The organism is Bartonella sp. TS25HLJMH (genome assembly GCF_042193505.1).
Taxonomy (GTDB): Bacteria; Pseudomonadota; Alphaproteobacteria; order Rhizobiales; family Rhizobiaceae; genus Bartonella; species Bartonella grahamii.
On the sequence record NZ_JBHILV010000100.1, the window covers coordinates 1 to 683 of the forward strand.

Below are 683 nucleotides of genomic sequence, written 5' to 3' on the forward strand. Positions count from 1 at the left end.
CATTATATCGTGAGTGGCTGCCGTGTGAGCGCATTGGGAGCAAATAACGGTTGCCAAGTCTTTAGCATTCAAGAAGGAGAAGCCAATATCAATGGCTTTAAACGCAAGCGCTTAGCCGCCTTGCGCCATGAAGAGGTGCAAGATTTTTCGACAAGCGTTGTTCCAAGCGAAACGCATATTTTTGCGCCTCCAAAAGGGAAAACAAGTTTTACCTTTAAACCCTATTATTTTCCTATTGCTGATATTCAGTCTCTTTTGTTGACAAAAGAAAAAACCGTTAACGTCACCCGTGGTGCAGTTGCCGCAGGGCGTGATGGTGTTCCTGATAAAAGCATCACCTCTTTTATTAAAGTCGTTCAAGGAAACAAGGAATTTAAAGAAGGTACAGATTTTAAAAAAACCGGAGACACCATTGATTGGGCACCGGTGGGAGACGAACCTTTAGCGGGGAGCAGCTATAAGGTGACTTACCGCACCCGCGCAAAAATCACGGCTGATAAAGTAACAGCGCAGGAAATCACTGTCTCAGGTGGGGCGCAAGGTGGTGATATTATCGTCAGTTACACTTACAAATTACCCCGCATTGACCGTATAGGTCTCAACACGGGGGGCAATGTGGTTTACATCAAAGGTATCTCGGCAGATCACCCTATGGCACCCAGTGTCCCTGATGATGTGTTGTC

The 683-nt window shown here is 46.0% G+C and carries 1 protein-coding gene; it reads left to right on the top strand.

Annotated elements, in window-relative coordinates:
• Positions 1 to 683 (top strand): DUF4815 domain-containing protein (locus ACFINF_RS09455; protein ID WP_375620623.1); only part of this gene is annotated, 683 nt, incomplete at both ends.